Source organism: Ruegeria sp. BA2, from assembly GCF_056539605.1.
In genome coordinates this window covers 1-4,385 of the sequence record NZ_JBQFVE010000033.1, presented here as the reverse complement: position 1 = coordinate 4,385, position 4,385 = coordinate 1, and the positions used below count along the sequence as shown (strand labels likewise).

The following is a 4,385-nucleotide window of genomic DNA, read 5'->3' as shown; positions in this document are numbered from 1 at the left end:
ATGGGGGAGCACAAGCAGTGTCGTGAGAAGGCGGCGTTGTTTGATGTGTCTCATATGGGTCAGGTGATTTTGCGGGGCGAGAATGTGGGTGAGAAGCTGGAAGCTTTGTGCCCGCAGGCCTATGCGACCCTGAAGGAAGGCAAGGCGCGGTACGGGTTCTTTACGAACGCGGAAGGCGGGATCATGGATGATCTGATCGTGTCGAATGCGGGCGATCACTACTTTGTGGTGGTGAACGCGGCGCTGCGGCATCAGGACATTCCGCATATGCGTGAGCACCTCGAAGGCGTCGAAGTGATCGAGATATTCGACCGAGCGCTGGTGGCGGTTCAGGGTCCTGCGGCGGAGAACGTTGTGGGTGATCTGTGCCCTGCCGCGCGGGATCTGACCTTCATGGAAACCACCGTGGCCGAGATCAACGGCGTCGAATGCCGCATCTCGCGGCTGGGCTACACGGGCGAGGATGGCTACGAGATCTCGATCCCCGAGGACAAGGCGATCGAGATCAGCATGGCCTTCCTGGCACATGAGGATTGCGAGGCGGCCGGTCTGGGCGCGCGCGACAGCCTGCGGCTGGAGGCGGGCCTGTGCCTTTATGGCAATGACATCGACCAGAGCACCTCGCCGATCGAGGCCTCGCTGGCTTGGGCGATCCAGAAACGCCGCAAGGAAGAAGGCGGCTTCCCGGGTGCGGATCGCATCCAGAAGGAACTGGCCGAAGGTCCCGCCAAAAAGCTGGTGGGCATCAAGCCCGAGGGCCGGGCGCCGGCACGTCAGGGCGTTGAGATCCAGTGCAGCAATGGCAACACGATCGGCCAGATCACCTCGGGCGTGTTTGGCCCCACGGTGGGTGGACCGGTGGCGATGGGCTATGTGACGGCCGGTCATACCGAGCCGGGCGAGACGGTGAACCTGATCATCCGGGGCAAACCGCAGCCAGCGCAGATCGTGGCGCTGCCCTTCGTCAAACAGAATTACAAGCGTTGAAGTCAGGAGAGAGAGACATGGCAACCTATTATTCCGAAGAACATGAATGGCTGGCTGTTGAGGGCGACACCGCCACGCTGGGCATCACCAAACACGCCGCCGAGCAATTGGGTGACGTGGTGTTCGTGGAACAGCAGGAAGCAGGCGACGAGTTCGAAAAAGGCGGCGAGATCGGCGTGATCGAATCCGTCAAGGCCGCGTCCGAGCTTTACGCACCGGTCGACGGCGAGATTACGGAAGTGAACGAGGCGCTGGCCGACAATCCCGGCGCGCTGAACGAAGACCCCGAGGGCGAGGCCTGGATCTACAAGATCAAGATCGCGGACGCGTCGCAGCTCGAAGATCTGATGGACGAGGCCGGCTACAAGGCCTTCATCGGGTAATTCAAGCGGCGGGTCCTTGCGCGGATCCGCCCCTTCATCTTTTTCCAAATACTCCCGCCGGAGGCTCCCGCAGTCTCCGCCGGGTCTGACCTATCCTTGAGGAGCGCACACATGGCCTTCAAACTGACCGATTACGAAGCCTATGACTTCGCCAACCGCCGCCATATCGGGCCCAGCCCGACCGAGATGCGCGACATGCTCAAGGTGATCGGCTTCAAGACACTGGACGAGCTGATCGACGCCACCGTCCCGCCCGCGATCCGGCAGAAAGAGCCGCTGGACTGGGGCCCGGCGATGACGGAACGCGATGCGCTCTTTCACATGAAAGAAGTGGCGAGCAAGAACAAGGTTCTGACCTCGCTGATCGGTCAGGGCTATTACGGCACCACGACGCCTGCGCCGATCCTGCGCAACATTCTGGAAAACCCGGCTTGGTACACGGCCTATACCCCCTATCAGCCCGAGATCAGCCAGGGCCGTCTTGAGGCGTTGTTGAACTTCCAGACCATGGTCAGCGACCTGACCGGGCTGGACGTGGCCAACGCCTCGCTGCTGGACGAAGCCACTGCTGCCGCCGAAGCGATGGCCATGGCCAAGCGCGGTGGTCGGTCCAAAGCCAACAACGCGGCCTTCTTTGTCGACAAGAACTGCCACCCGCAGACCATTGCGGTCATCAAAACCCGCGCCGAGCCTCTGGGCATCGAGGTGCAGGTTGCCGATCCGGATACGCTGGATGCGGGCGCCGTCTTTGGCGCGATCTTCCAGTATCCGGGCACGCACGGCCATGTGCGCGACTTCACCGCCGAGATCGCCGCTCTGCATGAACACAAGGCCATCGCCATTGTTGCTGCCGATATCCTGTCGCTGGCGCTTCTGAAGTCACCGGGCGAGATGGGCGCAGATATTGCCATCGGCTCGACCCAGCGCTTTGGCGTTCCGATGGGCTATGGCGGCCCGCACGCCGCGTATATGGCGACCACCGACAAGCTGAAGCGCTCGATGCCGGGCCGGATCATCGGTGTCAGCATCGACAGCCGCGGCAACAAGGCCTATCGCCTGGCACTGCAGACCCGCGAGCAGCATATCCGCCGCGAGAAAGCCAACTCGAACGTCTGCACCGCGCAGGCGCTTCTGGCGGTGATTGCTTCGATGTATGCCGTGTATCACGGCCCCGACGGCATCAAGGCCATCGCGCAATCGGTGCACCGTAAGACCTCGCGCCTGGCGGCTGGTCTGGAGGAGGCAGGCTTTGCCGTGGAACCTGAGGTGTTCTTTGACACGATCACGGTTGAGGTCGGCCATCTGCAGACCGTCGTGATGGAGGCCGCCGTGGCGCGCGGTGTGAACCTGCGCAAGGTCGGTGAGACCAAAGTGGGCATCAGCCTGGACGAACAGACCCGGCCCGAGACCATCGAGGCCGTCTGGGGCGCCTTTGGCATCGACCGCAAAGATGACAGCTCGAACAAGCAGTACCGCCTGCCCGATTACGCGCTGCGCGAAAGCGCCTATCTGACCCACGAGATCTTCCACAAGAACCGGGCCGAGGCCGAGATCACCCGCTATATGCGCCGTCTGGCCGACCGCGATCTGGCGCTGGACCGGGCGATGATCCCGCTGGGCTCGTGCACCATGAAGCTGAACGCCACGATCGAGATGATCCCGGTCACCTGGCCCGAGTTCGGCAACCTGCACCCGTTCTGCCCGGAAGATCAGGCGCAGGGCTATCACGAGATGATTGCCGATCTGAATGACAAGCTGTGCCAGATCACCGGCTATGACGCGATCAGCCAGCAGCCCAACTCGGGCGCGCAGGGCGAATATGCGGGCCTCTTGACCATCCGCAACTATCACTTCGCCCGTGGGCAGGGTCAGCGCAATGTCTGCCTGATCCCGACCTCGGCGCACGGGACCAACCCGGCCTCGGCCCAGATGGTGGGCTGGCAGGTTGTGCCGGTGCTGGCGGATGAGAACGGCAACATTGATCTGAATGACTTCCGCGCCAAGGCGGAAAAGCACTCGGACCATCTGGCCGCCTGCATGATCACCTACCCCTCGACCCATGGCGTGTTCGAGACCACCGTGCAGGAGGTCTGCCAGATCACCCATGATCACGGCGGTCAGGTCTATATCGACGGCGCCAACATGAACGCCATGGTGGGTCTGTCGCGCCCCGGTGACATTGGCGGCGATGTCAGCCACCTGAACCTGCACAAGACCTTCTGCATCCCGCATGGCGGTGGCGGCCCCGGCATGGGTCCGATCGGTGTCAAGGCGCATCTGGAAGAGCACCTGCCCGGCCACCCGGAATACGGCACCGCCGTGGGCCCAGTCTCGGCGGCGCCTTTTGGGTCTCCGTCCATTCTGCCGGTCAGCTGGGCTTATGTGCTGCTGATGGGTGGTGCGGGTCTGACGCAGGCCACGAAAGTGGCGATCCTGAACGCCAACTACATCGCGGCACGTCTGCAGGATGCTTATCCGATCCTCTACACGTCCGAGACGGGCCGCGTGGCGCATGAATGCATCCTCGACACCCGTCCGCTGGACGAGGCGGCGCATGTCACCGTCGATGATGTAGCCAAGCGTCTGGTCGATTCAGGCTTCCACGCGCCGACCATGTCCTGGCCGGTGGCGGGCACCCTGATGGTCGAACCCACGGAATCGGAACCCAAGGACGAGCTTGACCGCTTCTGCGACGCCATGCTCTCGATCCGGGCCGAGGCGCAGGACATCATCGACGGCAAGATCGACGCGGAAAACAACCCGCTGAAAAACGCCCCCCACACGGTGCGCGATCTGGTCGGCGACTGGGACCGCCCCTACACCCGCGAACAGGCCTGCTTCCCTCCGGGCTCCATGGGCGTCGACAAATACTGGTCCCCCGTCAACCGCGTCGACAACGCATACGGAGACCGAAACCTCATCTGCACATGCCCCCCAATGTCAGAATACGCAGACGCAGCCGAATAAACACAAACAAACACTAAACCCCCACCAAATAAGGTGGGGGTTGAAGCC

The 4,385-nt window shown here is 62.6% G+C and carries 3 protein-coding genes; all 3 read left to right on the top strand.

Annotation, left to right across the window (positions count from 1 at the left end; genetic code table 11):
- Positions 1-987 (top strand): glycine cleavage system aminomethyltransferase GcvT (gcvT, locus tag ACR0NN_RS25200; protein WP_170728038.1); only part of this gene is annotated, 987 nt, incomplete at its 5' end.
- Between the two features lie 17 nt (positions 988-1,004).
- Complete coding sequence (gene gcvH / locus ACR0NN_RS25195; protein ID WP_170592655.1) at positions 1,005-1,370, top strand: glycine cleavage system protein GcvH; 366 nt, start codon at positions 1,005-1,007, stop codon at positions 1,368-1,370.
- A 111-nt stretch (positions 1,371-1,481) separates the two neighbouring features.
- The gene (gcvP, locus tag ACR0NN_RS25190; protein WP_170728037.1) at positions 1,482-4,337 is read left to right on the top strand and encodes an aminomethyl-transferring glycine dehydrogenase; all 2,856 of its coding nucleotides are present in this window, start codon (positions 1,482-1,484) and stop codon (positions 4,335-4,337) included.
- Positions 4,338-4,385 lie beyond the last annotated feature (48 nt).